The sequence below is a fragment of the Streptomyces sp. WP-1 genome (assembly GCF_030450125.1).
GTDB lineage: Bacteria > Actinomycetota > Actinomycetes > Streptomycetales > Streptomycetaceae > Streptomyces > Streptomyces incarnatus.
Map to the genome: position 1 here is coordinate 2,522,456 of NZ_CP123923.1, position 12,700 is coordinate 2,535,155.

Here is a 12,700-nt window from a genome sequence, read left to right on the forward strand (position 1 = left end):
GGCAGGGGCGCACACCGGACGAGCGCACAGCAGCGGCCTATTCTTCCATGCCGGGGGCCCGGCGCCAAAATCGGCCGTACGCGTGACCGTCCGGGTCCGGTTCCCAGCCCAGGATGGACAGCATCTCGCGGTCCTTCTTGTCGAAGGCCTTCGGGTCGCAGCGCTCGATCAGATCGGGCCGGTTGCGGGTCGTACGGCGCAGGGCCTCGTCGCGGCGCCAGCGGGCGATCTTGCCGTGGTGACCGCTGAGCAGCACGTCCGGGATGTCCCGGCCGCGCCAGGCAGGCGGCTTGGTGTAGACGGGGCCTTCCAGCAGGTTTGCCATGGCGCCGGGCGCGAAGGAGTCGTCGCGGTGGGACTCGGCGTTGCCGAGGACGCCGGGCAGCAGCCGGGCGACGGCCTCGGTGATGACGAGGACGGCCGCTTCACCGCCGGCGAGGACGTAATCCCCGATGGACACCTCGTGGACGGGCATCCGGGTGGCGTACTCGTCGAAGACACGCCGGTCGATGCCCTCGTAGCGGGCGGGTGTGAAGATCAGCCAGGGCCGCTCGGACAGCTCCACCGCGAGTTCCTGGGTGAAGGGCCGGCCGCTGGGGGTGGGGACGATCAGCGCGGGGGCGTGGGCGCCGCTCTCGTAGCCGTCGGCCAGGACGGTGTCCAGGGCGTCGCCCCAGGGCTCGGTCTTCATGACCATGCCGGGGCCGCCGCCGTACGGCGTGTCGTCGACCGTGTTGTGCCGGTCGTACGTCCATTCCCGCAGGTCGTGGAGGTGGACGGCGAGCTGTCCGCGGTGGCGGGCCTTGCCGACGAGCGAGACGTTCAGGGGATCCAGGTACTCGGGGAAGATCGTGACGACGTCCAGGCGCATTACGCGTCGTCCCCCGGCTTGCCCTGCTCGTCCCCCGGCTTGCCCTGCTCGTCCCCCGGCTCATCCCGCTCGGGCTCCGCTCCCCCCGCCTCGCGGCTGGAGGCGATCTCGGCGCGGTCGTCGATCAGGCCGGGCGGGGGCGTGATGACGGCCCGCTGCTCCTCCAGGTCGATCTCGGCGACGATCTCCTCCACGAAGGGGATCATGACCTCGGTGCCGTCCGGGCGCTCCACGATGAACAGGTCCTGCGAGGGCAGGTGCGAGATCTCGGTGATCCGGCCGACCTCCACACCGTCCTCGGTGACCACGTCCAGGTCCATGAGCTGATGGTCGTAGTACTCGTCCTCGCCCTCCGGCAGCTCCTCCGGGTCCACGTCGGCGATCAGGAGGGTGTTGCGCAGGGCCTCGGCGCCCGTCCGATCGGTGACGCCCGCGAAGCGCAGGAGCAGACGGCCGCTGTGGACGCGGCCCGTCTCGATGGTCAGCGGTCCCGTGGCGGCGGGATCCGTGGCGAGTACGGCGCCGGGGGCCAGCCTCAGCTCCGGCTCGTCGGTACGTACCTCGACGGTGACCTCGCCCTTGATGCCGTGGGCACGGCCGACCCGTGCGACTACCAGCTGCACCTGTCCCATTCTCCTGTCATCTGCTGCGCGTGTCCTGCTCATACGACTACGGGCTCATACGACTACGGGCCGGGGACGGCCGAGTGGCCCTCCCCGGCCCGAGCCGGTTGCGATGAAGCGTCAGCGGACGTTGTCCACGTCGACCAGGTCGACGCGGACACCGCGACCGCCGATGGCGCCCACGACGGTACGCAGAGCGCGCGCGGTACGACCGTTGCGGCCGATCACCTTGCCGAGGTCCTCGGGGTGCACCCGGACCTCCAGCACGCGCCCGCGGCGCAGGTCGCGCGAGGCGACCTGCACATCGTCAGGGTTGTCGACGATGCCCTTCACGAGGTGCTCAAGCGCCTCTTCGAGCATGCTGCTCAGGCCTCGGTCGACTCGGACTCAGCCGCGGCCTCGTCCTTCTTCTCAGCCTTCTTCTTCTGGGTGATGGCCTCACCCTTGGCGTCGTCGTCGCCACCGAGGGCGTCGAACGACGGACGGGCCGGCTTCGGCTCGGCGACGAGCAGCGGCGCCGGGGCGGGCTCGCCCTTGAACTTCTGCCAGTCGCCGGTCTTCTTGAGGATGGCGAGAACGGGCTCGGTCGGCTGGGCGCCGACGCCGAGCCAGTACGCCACGCGGTCGGCGTCCACCTCGATGACCGACGGGTTGTAGGTCGGGTGGTACTTGCCGATCTCCTCGATGGCCCGGCCGTCACGGCGGGTACGGGAGTCGGCGACGACGATGCGGTAGTGAGGCGAACGGATCTTGCCCAGACGCTTCAGCTTGATCTTGACTGCCACGGGAGTGGATTCTCCTGGTTTTGACGTGGTGGGGCACGGCGCGTTGCCGCGTGGGGTTGCGGTACCCGTGTGCCCGACGGACGCGTCAGCCGGAGGAGAGAGGGGTCCTGTGCGGCTGTCGAGTACAGCCATCCATTCTGCCATACCCGGCGGACCCCTCTTGGCCGGGGGAGAGGGGAACGCCGCACCGCGCCCGTCGGCCTGGGGTGCCGACGGGCGCGGTGTGTGGTCGTGGTGTGGGGTCCGGCACCCACGAGATGCCGGGCGAGGGTCAGGCGGCGCCCGACATCTCCGGGATGCGGAAGGGTTTGCCGCAGCCGCCGCAGACGATGGGTGCCTGGGCGAGGACGGAGGGGACCACGCGGACATTGCGACCGCAGTCGCAGACGGCCTTGACGCGGACGCCGCCACCGGAGGAGCCATGGCGGGCGGCCGGACCCCGGAAGGTACGGGAGGTGTCCTCCGTCGTGGCCGCCGAGTGCGCCTTGAGGGCGCGCTGGAGACGCTCGATGGTCGGCCGGTAGCGCCGCTTCGCCTCGGGGTTGAGCGTGACCAGGGAGAAGCCGCTGCTGGGATGCGGTTCCTCGGGGTGGTCCAGGCCCAGCTCCTCGGCGATCGAGAGGAACCGTCGGTTGTGGTAGCGACCGGCGCGGGAGGTGTCGCGGATCCCGCGCGCGGCGGCGATGCCGTGGACTGCCTCATGGAGCAGTCGTTCGAAGGAGAGCTCGTGTCCGCACGCGGACGACGACTCTCCGATCAAGGACTCTGGCGCGGCGAGATCTGGCAGATCGGGGTGGTACCGCTGAATGTCGGCCCACGCCTGTGCCAGCTCTGCGGCGAGAACAGGTGGTGTCTGTGTCGTGCTCACGTAATGACAACGAGCGGGGGGCACGCTGTGTTCCTATTCCGGGGCATCCCAAATAATTTGCACGTACCCGTCAGTTGGCACTGATGCGTCCTGACGAGGGCGCGTGCGCCGATGTGTGGAGGAAGCCTCACAGCTCGTAACAAGCCGGTGCGTAGGCGGCACTACGATCCGCCCAGTACGCCCTGTCACGACGACGGCCCGAGGATGCGCAAGGGGCGATTCGGCCGCTCTCGATGCCGGGTCGCTCCTTGGTCGGCGTTCGTGACGGTCGCGACGTTACCGTGCGCGACCGCCCCCCTCGGCACCGGCCCGTCCTCCGGCGTGATCACCGTAAGGGCGGCCTGGTTGCCGGGATGTGAATTCTCGCCACACCGGCGCACTGCGCCCAAGCGGTCCCCCTCGACCCCTGGACGGGGCCGCGAGGCGGGGGTTACCTGGCATAGGTGGAATGTCCGCGAGGACGGACACGGGGGCCACACACGACCGGACACAGCGGCGAACCGTCGGCGGATGGGAGCGCTTATCCATGACAGCTTCGCTCGTACGGCGGCAACCGCCACACGTGGCTCCCGCGGCGCACGCGGACGCGGAGGCCCGCGCGCGGGACTGGGCCGAGATACAGGAACGCATGTTCGTCCCGCTCCACGAGGCCGTGTACGAACGGCTCGACGTGGGCCCGGACACCCGGCTGCTGGACCTGCGCTGCGGCGCCGGCCTCGCCCTCCTCCTCGCGGCCGCCCGCGGCGCCGCCGTCACCGGCACCGACCCCTCCCCCGGCCTCCTGGCCCTCGCCCGCGAACGGCTGCGCCCCCCGCACGGCGGCGCCCCGCGCGCGGAACTCCTGCTCGGCCCACCGGCGGACGCCGGAACCGGAACCGGAACAGGGCCACGGACGGGGACGGGCACGAGGACGGGGACGGTGACCACCGAGCCGATCGGGTCGTACGACCTGATCACCGCACTCGACCCGATCCGCTGCCCCTCGGGCGATCCCCAGGCGCTCGCCGCCCTGCTCGCCCGGGCCCTCCCCCGCACCGCGCCCGGCACCGCCGTGGTGCTCGCCGGCTGGGGCCCGCAGGAACGTTGCGCCACCTCCACCGTGCTGCGCGTCGCGGCGAAACTGGCTGATCCTTTGCGCGGCAACAGCGGCTGGCGTCCGCCCCGGCGGGACGACCTGGAGGAGGCCGCCCAGCGGGCGGGGCTGCGCCCGGACGGCTCCGGGCGGGTCTCCTGCCCGTTCGGGTACGCCGACCCGGACAGCGCGGTGCGCGGGCTGCTGTCCACCGGGCTCTTCGACGCGGCGATCGCGGCGACCGACGCCGAGCAGGTCGACAAGGAACTGACGGAGGCCCTGCACCCGTACCGCCGCGCCGACGGCACCGTCTGGATGCCCAATGTCTTCCGCTACCTGATCGCCCGCGTCCCGTGAGGCACGGTAGGCGCGGCTTCAGCGCGGCTCCTCGGGGTCCTTGGCCAGCCGGGTGATCCCGGCGATCCGGTAGGCGTCCGCCTCCTCCAGCGTCTCGTGCTCCAGCAGCGCCAGCGCCAGCGCGTCCAACTGGCCCCGGTGGTCCCGGAGTTTGCGCCGCGCCTCGTCGTAGCACTCGTCCACGATCCGCCGCATCTCGGTGTCGATCACATCGAGCGTCCCGGGCGCGGCGGCCAGCCCGTACGCCTGCTGGGCGTCGCTCGGCAGCGCGGACAGCCGGCCGACCCGCTCGCTCATGCCCCAGCGCGCCACCATCGCGCGGGCGATGTTCGACACCTGTTCGAGGTCGCTCTCCGCACCCGTGGTGACCACGCCGTAGACGACCTCCTCCGCGGCCATGCCACCCAGCGCACCGATGATCCGACCGCGCAGATACTCCTCCGAATGGGCGTACCGCTCCACCTCGGGCGTGGACATGGTCACGCCGAGCGCCCGCCCGCGCGGCACGATGGTGATCTTGCGGACCGGGTCCGCGCCGGGCTGGAGCATGCCCAGCAGCGCGTGGCCGCTCTCGTGGAACGCCGTACGCCGCCGGTCCTCCTCCGGCATCACCAGGGTCCGCTCGGCGCCCAGCTGGACCTTCTCCAGCGCCTCGGAGAGATCCGCGCCGGTCACCCGGCGCTGCTTGCGCTTGACCGCGAGCAGCGCGGCCTCGTTGGCGAGGTTGGCCAGGTCGGCGCCCGTCATACCGGGGGTCGCGCGCGCCATCCGGGCCAGGTCCACGTCCGGCTCCAGCGGCACGTCCCGGGTGTGGATCCGCAGGATCGCCTCACGGCCCGCTCGGTCCGGCGGGGCCACCGTGACCACCCGGTCGAAGCGGCCGGGGCGGGTCAGCGCCGGGTCCAGGATGTCGGCGCGGTTGGTCGCCGCGATGACGATCACGCCCTCCGAGCCCGAGAAGCCGTCCATCTCGGTGAGGATCTGGTTGAGCGTCTGCTCGCGCTCGTCGTGCCCGCTCATGGCCGTACTGCCGCTGCGCGCCCGGCCGATGGTGTCGATCTCGTCGATGAAGATGATCGACGGTGCCACCTTGCGGGCCTCCGCGAACAGCTCGCGCACCCGGGAGGCGCCGACGCCGACGATCATCTCGATGAACTCCGACGCCGAGGCCGAGAAGAACGGCACCCCGGCCTCGCCCGCGACCGCGCGCGCGAGCAGCGTCTTGCCGGTGCCGGGCGGGCCCGCGAGCAGCACGCCCCGGGGCAGCTTGGCGCCCATCCTGCGATAGGCGTCGGGGTGCTCCAGGAAGTCGACCACGTCGTCCAGTTCGCCCTTGACCTCGTCGATCCCGGCCACATCGGCGAACGTCGTACGCCGGGTGTCCGGCTCGGGCCCCACCGGCTTGGGCGGCGCCCGGCGCCCGAACAGACCGCCCGCGCCGGGCAGCGCGCCGCCGAGCCGCCGGGCGAAGAACACCCACACCGCGACCAGGACGAGGATCGGGATCAGGGAGAGCAGCAGATTCGACAGGAAGCTGCGCTCCTGCACCATCGGCCGCGCGGTCACCGTGACGCCATGGCTGCTCAGGTTCTGCCACAGCCGGTCGTCCGCGAAAGCGGGGCGCTGCGTCTTGAACCGGGTGTACCGGCCACCGCCCTCGGGATCGCTCCGGGAGGCCTTCAGCTTGCCCTGGATCGCGTCGCCCTTGGAGTAGATCGTGTCGACATTGCCCTCGGAGACCTGCCGGCTGAACTCCGTGTAGGAGATCGTCGGCTGATTCGCCCGGCCGAGGTAGTTCAGGCCGAGATAGGCCAGCAGGAAGACGATCACCGCGGTGACGAGGAGCCCCCACCACTTCCCGCCCCGGAGCCCTCCCCCACCGGACCGCCGGGGCCCTTCGGGGGTGCCCTCGGCGCGCCACGGCTGCTCCGGGTCCTTGCGCGGGGGCGGCGCGTTGCTCATATAGGGACGTTAAGGCAGATACCGGGACGCGGCACATGCTGAAGGGCGCCCCCTCGGGAAGAGGAGGCGCCCTTCGGACCATCAGAACGTCCTACGGCTGACCGTACGACTGTCCTATGAGCGTCAGCCCATGAACTTCTTGAACTCGTCCGGCAGCTCGAACTCCTCGGCGCCCTGCTGGGGCAGCTGGAAGGCGTTGCCGCTCTGGGCCGCGGCCTCGCGCCGCTGGGCCTCCTCCAGCTCCTGCTGCTTGCGCTTCATCGGGTTGCCGGAGCGCTGCTTGCCCTTGGCCTTCTTCTGCTGCTTCTTCTGCCGGCCGGGGCCGCCGCCCATGCCCGGGATCCCCGGCATGCCCGGCATGCCGCCGCCCTGGGCCATCCGGGACATCATCTTGCGGGCCTCGAAGAACCGCTCGACCAGGCCCTTCACGGCGCTGACCTCGACGCCGGAACCCTTGGCGATCCGGGCGCGGCGGGAGCCGTTGATGATCGTCGGGTCCTGGCGCTCGCCCGGGGTCATCGACTTGATGATCGCGGCGGTGCGGTCCACGTCGCGCTCGTCGATGTTCTGGATCTGGTCCTTGATCTGGCCCATGCCCGGCAGCATGCCGAGCAGCTTGGAGATCGAGCCCATCTTCCTGACCTGTTCCATCTGGGACAGGAAGTCGTCCAGGGTGAAGTCCTGGCCCTTCTTGGACGCCAGCTTGGAGGCCATCTTGGCGGCCTCTTCCTGGCTGAAGGTCTTCTCCGCCTGCTCGATCAGGGTGAGCAGGTCACCCATGTCGAGGATGCGGGAGGCCATCCGGTCCGGGTGGAACGCGTCGAAGTCGTCCAGCTTCTCGCCGTTCGACGCGAACATGATCGGCTTGCCGGTGATCTGCCGGATGGACAGCGCGGCACCACCGCGGGCGTCACCGTCGAGCTTGGAGAGGACGACACCGTCGAAGCCGACGCCGTCGCGGAACGCCTCGGCCGTGTTGACGGCGTCCTGGCCGATCATCGCGTCGACGACGAAGAGGATCTCGTCGGGGCCGACCGCGTCGCGGATGTCCGCGGCCTGCTGCATCATCTCCTGGTCGATGCCCAGGCGGCCGGCGGTGTCCACGATCACGATGTCGTGGACCCGGGCCTTCGCGAACTCGATGGAGTCCTTGGCGACCTTGACCGGGTCGCCGACGCCGTTGCCCGGCTCCGGCGCGTACACGGCGACGCCCGCGCGCTCGGCGACGACGCTGAGCTGGTTGACCGCGTTGGGGCGCTGGAGGTCACAGGCGACGAGCAGCGGGGAGTGGCCCTGCTCCTTGAGCCAGCGGCCGAGCTTGCCCGCGAGGGTGGTCTTACCGGCACCCTGGAGACCCGCGAGCATGATCACGGTGGGCGGCTGCTTGGCGAAGCGCAGGCGCCGGGTCTCACCACCGAGGATGGTGATCAGTTCCTCGTTGACGATCTTGAGGACCTGCTGGCCGGGGTTGAGGGCCTTGGAGACCTCGGCGCCGAGGCACCGCTCCTTGATGTTCTTGATGAACGAGCGGACGACGGGCAGGGCCACGTCCGCTTCGAGGAGCGCGATGCGGATCTCGCGTGCCGTGGCGTCGATGTCCGCCTCGGACAACCGGCCCTTGCCGCGGAGGTTTTTGAAAGTCGCGCTGAGGCGGTCGGAGAGGGTATCGAACACGGTGGCGTCGGTCCTCGGGGTCGGAGGGGTCTGGGCTGCCCTCCAGGGTATCCGGCCCGGCAGGTCATCAGTCCCCGCCCGGCGCATTCGGCGTCCGTCACGGCGCCCGCAGCGTCTCCTCCAGCACCCTCGCCACCGACCCCGCGTCCTGCTCCGGCAGGGGCTCGCCCGCGCCGGTCGTCACGTAGAAGGCGTCGACCGCGTTGGCACCGAGGGTCGAGACGTGCATGCTGCGGACCCGCACGCCCGCCTTCTCCAGGGCCATGCCGATACGGTGCAGCAGGCCGGGGGCGTCCTGGGCGCGGACCTCGATCACGGTGGCGTGGTGGGAGGCGGCGGGGGCGACCGTCACCCGGGGCGGCGGGGCGAGCAGGCCGCGGCGCCTCGGGTAGGCGGCTTCGCGTTCGGCGAGGCGGCCGGCGATGTCGAGCGAGCCGTCCAGGGCGCGCACCAGGTCGGCGCGCAGCCGGGCGGCCTCGGGCAGGGAGCCGTACTCGGCGGCGACCCGCCAGTCGAGCAGCAGCACCGAGCCCTCCCCGGCCCCGGCCTCATCCACGTCCTGCGGCAGCCGCACGGTGCGCAGCCCGGCGGTGCGGACGGTGAGCCGGTGCACGGCGAGGACACCGGCGACGGCGGGCAGCACGGCGCTCTGGTCGGGTACGGCGATCAGCAGCTCGACGCCGAGGGGCTCGGGCGCGCCGGGCGGTTCCTCGGCGGGCACCGGCTCGCTGCGGGCGCGCAGCGCGAGGACCGGGCCGCCGGTGCGGAACGCCTCGATGGCCAGGCGTTCCTGCTCGGCGGTGGGCGCGGCGGGCGCGGGCTCGTCCGGGACGTCCCCGGAGAGCAGGGCCCCGACGCGGCGGACCAGGTCGGCGACGAGGGAGCCGCGCCAGGAGGACCAGGCGGCGGGGCCGGTGGCGAGGGCGTCGGCCTCGGTGAGGGCGTGCAGGAGTTCCAGGGTGCCCTGGGTGCCGACGGCGTCGGCGACGGAGCGGACGGTGGCGGGGTCGTCCAGGTCGCGGCGGGTGGCCGTGTCGATCAGCAGGAGGTGGTGGCGGACCAGCGTCGCCAGGACGGCGGCGTCCTCGGCGTCGAAGCCGATGCGGGTGGCGACGTCCTTGGCGATGATCTCGCCGGCCACCGAGTGGTCGCCGGGCCAGCCCTTGCCGATGTCGTGCAGCAGGGCCGCGACCAGGAGGAGGTCGGGGCGGTGCACATGCCGGGTGAGGGCGGCGGCGCGGACGGCGGTCTCGATCAGATGGCGGTCGACGGTCCAGATGTGGACGGCGTTGCGCTGGGGGCGGCAGCGGACCCGTTCCCAGTCCGGGAGCAGCTTGGTGATCAGCCCCTCGGCCTCCAGTGCCTCCCAGACCTCGACGGTGGGGCGGCCGGAACCGAGCAGGGTGACCAGTTGCTCGCGGGCCTCGGCGGGCCAGGGCGTGGGCAGCGGGCGGGCGGCCGCGGCCAGACGTCGTACCGCGTACGGGGAGAGCGGGAGACCCGCCTGGGCGGCGGTGGCCGCGGCGCGCAGCGGGAGCACGGGGTCGCGTTCGGGGCGTGCGGCGCGGGCGAGCACCACCTCGCCGTCCTGTTCGACCACGCCCTCGGCCAGCGGGGACCGCTCGGCGACCGGCTTGCCGCCGCCCAGCATGGCGCGCAGCCGCGGCCGGACGGCGCGCGAGCGGAGCACGCGCCCCACCTCGCGCCAGGTGACGTCACCGGCGTAGGAGATGACCCGGGCCGCCTCGTAGACCTGCCGCAGCAGGACGTCGGCGTCGAGCAGGCCCAGTTCGGCGGCGACCTGGTCCTGTTCCTGGAGGGCGAGCCGGTCGGTGGCGCGGCCGGTGCTCAGATGGAGGGCGTCGCGGACGTCGAGCAGGGTGCGGCGGGCCTCGGCCAGGCCCTCGCGGGGGGCGTCGGCGAGCCAGGAGGCGGCGACGGCGCGCAGTGCGGTGGCGTCGCGCAGACCGCCGCGGGCCTCCTTGAGGTCGGGTTCCAGGAGGAACCGCAGCTCGCCCTGCCGCTGGGCGCGTTCGTCGCACAGCTCCCTCAGTTCGGGCAGCCGTTTGGGGGCCTGGTTGCGCCAGTCGGCGAGGACGGCGGTGCGCAGTCCGGCGGTCAGGCCGAGATCGCCGGCGAGGTGCCGGGCGTCCAGCAGGCCGAGCTGGACCTTGAGGTCCTCGCCGGCCGTCCTGCGGGCCTCGGCGAGGGTGCGTACGGAGTGGTCGAGGTCGAGGCCGAGGTCCCAGACGGGGTACCAGAGGCGGTCGGCGAGGGCGGCGACCGCGGTGGGGTCGGAGCCGTCGTGCAGCAGCAGGAGGTCCAGGTCGCTGCGCGGGGACAGCTCGCCGCGGCCGTAGCCGCCGACGGCGACGAGGGAGATGCCCGAGACGCCCTGCGGTCTGCCCGCCCCGGCGGCGAAGAGTCCGGCGAGCCAGTCGTCGGTCAGTCCGGCGAGGGCGGCGCGGCGCGGCGGCCCGGTCCGCGCCCCCTCGGTGAGGAGGCGCAGCCGGGCCGCCGCGTAGCCGCCGGGTCCGGGGCTCTCGGCCGATGTCCGCTCATCCGTTCCCGTCACCCAGCGACTCCCGTTCCGTTCCGGTGTTCCAGGGCTGATCTCAGAGGGCGTCCGGGCCGCGTTCCCCGGTGCGGACGCGTACGGCGGTCTCGACCGGGACCGACCAGACCTTGCCGTCACCGATCTTGCCGGTGCGGGCGGCCTTGACGATGGCCTCGATCAGTTCCTCGGCGTCGTCGTCCTCGCTGAGGACCTCGATGCGGATCTTGGGGACCAGGTCGACGGTGTACTCGGCGCCGCGGTAGACCTCGGTGTGGCCCCGCTGCCGACCGTAGCCGCTGGCCTCGGTGACCGTCAGTCCGTGGACGCCGAAGGACTGAAGGGCCTCCTTGATCTCGTCGAGCCGGTACGGCTTGACGACCGCCGTGATGAGCTTCATGCGTCCACCTTCTTGGTCTGCTTCCCGCTCTTCTTGTCGCCCTGATTCTCCGGCTGCTTCCCGCCGCCCGCGCCGGCCGCGGCGGAGAGGGCGGAGCCGAGGACACCGCCGCCGGCGCCGCTGTAGTCGTAGGCGCTCTCGGCGTGCTCGGCGCGGTCGATGCCGGAGACCTCCTCGTCCTGGCTGACCCGCATCCCGATGGTCTTGTCGAGGAGGAAGGCGAGGACGGCGGAGACGATCAGGGAGTAGGCGAGGACACCGCCGACGCCCGCGCACTGCTTCCACAGCTGGGTGAAGGAGTGGTCGCCGTAGAAGACGCCGGTGGCGGTGGACTGGCCCTTGCCGCTGGCGAAGAAGCCGATCAGCAGGGAGCCGATGATGCCGCCGACCATGTGGACGCCGACGACGTCCAGGGAGTCGTCGTAGCCGAAGCGGAACTTCAGTCCGACGGCCGCGGCGCAGGCGACACCGGCGATGGCGCCGACCGCGATCGCGCCGAGCGGGGTGACCGCGCCGCCGGAGGGGGTGATGGCGACGAGGCCGGCGACCGCGCCGGAGGCGGCGCCGAGGGTGGTGCAGGCGCCGTGCCGGATCTTCTCGTAGCCGAGCCAGGCGAGCATGGCGGCGGCGGTGGCGATCTGGGTGTTGACGAACATCAGGGGGCCGACGCCGTCGTCGTTGCCGAGCCAGGAGCCGGCGTTGAAGCCGAACCAGCCGAACCACAGCAGACCGGCGCCGAGCATGACCAGGGGCAGGCTGTGCGGGCGCATCGGGTCCTTCTTGAAGCCGACGCGCTTGCCGATGACGAGGATGACGCCGAGGGCGGCGGCGCCCGCGTTGATGTGGACCGCCGTACCGCCGGCGAAGTCGATCACACCCAGCTCGTACGCCCAGCCGCCGGTGCCCCAGACCCAGTGGGCGACGGGGAAGTAGACGATCGTGACCCACAGCACGAGGAAGACGGCCCAGGCGCTGAATTTCACCCGGTCGGCGAGGGCGCCGCTGATGAGGGCCGGTGTGATGATCGCGAACATCATCTGGAAGACGGCGAAGACGAAGACCGGAATGGTGTAACCGGGCCACAGGTCCATCTTGCCGATGCCCGTCCAGCCGACGAAGTCGGAGGTCCAGCCGATCAGGGAGCCGTGGTCCGTGCCGAAGCTCATCGAGAAGCCGTAGAGCACCCACAGAATGGTGACGATGCCCATGCTGATGAAGCTCATCATCAGCATGTTCAGGGTGCTCTTGACGCGGACCATGCCCCCGTAGAAGAAGGCCAGGCCCGGGGTCATGAGCAGCACCAGGGCGGAAGCAATGAGCATGAAGCCTGTGTTGGCGGACGACAGCTTGGGTGCGTCCGCCGCAAGCATGATGGCTGGGGCCATCGGCGTCTCCTCGTCGATCGGGGCGCCCCGTGCGGGCGGTGCCTCGGCGGTCCGGTGGTGGTGTGGGAGCCGGGTATGCGCCAGAGACTGACGTAGCACCGTTTCCACGGAAGCCACGCGTTGTTTCACCGGGGTGACGAAGACGTCCT

At 71.7% G+C, this 12,700-nt stretch carries 11 protein-coding genes; 1 reads left to right on the forward strand and 10 read right to left on the reverse strand.

What is annotated here, in order from left to right; all coding sequences use genetic code 11:
- Nucleotides 1-37 precede the first annotated feature (37 nt).
- From trmD to QHG49_RS10615, 5 genes are all read right to left on the reverse strand, one after another.
- A complete protein-coding gene (gene trmD / locus QHG49_RS10595) occupies nucleotides 38-871 on the reverse strand; it encodes a tRNA (guanosine(37)-N1)-methyltransferase TrmD (protein ID WP_301488879.1) in 834 nt (277 codons plus the stop codon).
- Nucleotides 871-1,494 carry a ribosome maturation factor RimM gene (gene rimM / locus QHG49_RS10600; protein WP_301488881.1) on the reverse strand — a complete coding sequence of 208 codons (624 nt, stop codon included), beginning with the start codon at nucleotides 1,492-1,494 and terminating at the stop codon, nucleotides 871-873. The genes trmD and rimM overlap by 1 nt, the downstream gene beginning before the upstream one ends.
- A gap of 120 nt (nucleotides 1,495-1,614) precedes the next feature.
- Nucleotides 1,615-1,854, reverse strand: a complete 240-nt coding sequence (locus QHG49_RS10605) for an RNA-binding protein (RefSeq protein WP_037654567.1) — start codon at nucleotides 1,852-1,854, stop codon at nucleotides 1,615-1,617.
- 5 nt (nucleotides 1,855-1,859) lie between these two features.
- Nucleotides 1,860-2,279, reverse strand: coding sequence for a 30S ribosomal protein S16 (rpsP, locus tag QHG49_RS10610; RefSeq protein WP_145485580.1), 420 nt, complete (start codon nucleotides 2,277-2,279; stop codon nucleotides 1,860-1,862).
- Between the two features lie 271 nt (nucleotides 2,280-2,550).
- Complete coding sequence (locus QHG49_RS10615; protein ID WP_145485581.1) at nucleotides 2,551-3,147, reverse strand: hypothetical protein; 597 nt, start codon at nucleotides 3,145-3,147, stop codon at nucleotides 2,551-2,553.
- A gap of 526 nt (nucleotides 3,148-3,673) precedes the next feature.
- Between QHG49_RS10615 and QHG49_RS10620 the strand changes: the two genes are divergently transcribed.
- On the forward strand, nucleotides 3,674-4,576 hold the full coding sequence (locus QHG49_RS10620) for a methyltransferase domain-containing protein (RefSeq protein WP_301488886.1): 903 nt from the start codon (nucleotides 3,674-3,676) through the stop codon (nucleotides 4,574-4,576).
- Between the two features lie 18 nt (nucleotides 4,577-4,594).
- Here QHG49_RS10620 and ftsH read toward each other — a convergent pair whose 3' ends face one another.
- The 5 genes from ftsH to QHG49_RS10645 all read right to left on the reverse strand — a co-directional run bounded on the left by ftsH (nucleotide 4,595) and on the right by QHG49_RS10645 (nucleotide 12,551).
- Nucleotides 4,595-6,538: an ATP-dependent zinc metalloprotease FtsH gene (ftsH, locus tag QHG49_RS10625; RefSeq protein WP_145485583.1), complete on the reverse strand. Its 1,944-nt coding sequence runs from the start codon at nucleotides 6,536-6,538 to the stop codon at nucleotides 4,595-4,597.
- A 123-nt stretch (nucleotides 6,539-6,661) separates the two neighbouring features.
- A complete protein-coding gene (ffh, locus tag QHG49_RS10630; protein ID WP_145485584.1) occupies nucleotides 6,662-8,212 on the reverse strand; it encodes a signal recognition particle protein in 1,551 nt (516 codons plus the stop codon).
- Nucleotides 8,213-8,309: 97 nt separating this feature from the next.
- Entirely contained in the window at nucleotides 8,310-10,787 is a 2,478-nt protein-coding gene (locus QHG49_RS10635) for a [protein-PII] uridylyltransferase (RefSeq protein WP_301488887.1), read from the reverse strand.
- A 40-nt stretch (nucleotides 10,788-10,827) separates the two neighbouring features.
- The gene (locus QHG49_RS10640) at nucleotides 10,828-11,166 is read right to left on the reverse strand and encodes a P-II family nitrogen regulator (protein WP_145485586.1); all 339 of its coding nucleotides are present in this window, start codon (nucleotides 11,164-11,166) and stop codon (nucleotides 10,828-10,830) included.
- Complete coding sequence (locus QHG49_RS10645; RefSeq protein ID WP_145485587.1) at nucleotides 11,163-12,551, reverse strand: ammonium transporter; 1,389 nt, start codon at nucleotides 12,549-12,551, stop codon at nucleotides 11,163-11,165. Before QHG49_RS10645 ends, QHG49_RS10640 begins: the two co-directional genes overlap by 4 nt.
- Nucleotides 12,552-12,700 lie beyond the last annotated feature (149 nt).